The 413-nt window shown below is 74.1% G+C and carries 2 protein-coding genes; both read left to right on the top strand.

The annotated features are described in order from the left end of the window. On the top strand, positions 1-212 hold a 212-nt coding region (locus I8N67_RS42025), incomplete at its 5' end, for a hypothetical protein (protein ID WP_200309688.1). Further along, on the top strand, positions 209-382 hold the full coding sequence (locus I8N67_RS42020) for a hypothetical protein (protein ID WP_200309686.1): 174 nt from the start codon (positions 209-211) through the stop codon (positions 380-382). The genes I8N67_RS42025 and I8N67_RS42020, both read left to right, overlap by 4 nt. Positions 383-413 lie beyond the last annotated feature (31 nt).

Raw genomic sequence — 413 nt, 5'->3', positions numbered from 1 at the left:
CCCGCGCCGGCAGTCTCGGGCTCGCCGTCATCCCGTCCCACATCACCGCCGACGGCCGCGACGACCAGCCCGCGGACGGCCCGCCGTGGCCGTGGCTGCGCCTCCACCTCGACATGGTCGGCGACGACCCGTGCGTCCTCCTCGACCGGGAGCAGGCCCGGTTCCTGCGTGACCAACTCACCACCTGGATCGACCAGACGGAGGCTCCGTGACCGGCCCGTCCAACAGCCCGAGAGGCGAACGCGCGCCCCAACCCGGCGTCACCTGGGAGCAGCACCTCACCCGCACCGAGACCGTCATCGACGACGACGCACCCGACCCCGCCCCGCTCAACCGCAAGACCCGACGCGCCCTCGCCCGCGCCACACGGAGGACGAAGTGACCGAGCAGCCCACCGACGGCGAGCTCCGCCG

The sequence above is a fragment of the Streptomyces adelaidensis genome, assembly GCF_016598475.1.
In the GTDB taxonomy this organism is placed as follows: Bacteria; Actinomycetota; Actinomycetes; order Streptomycetales; family Streptomycetaceae; genus Streptomyces; species Streptomyces adelaidensis.
The sequence above is the reverse complement of the archived record's forward strand: the minus strand, read 5'-3'. Positions and strand labels throughout refer to the sequence as shown.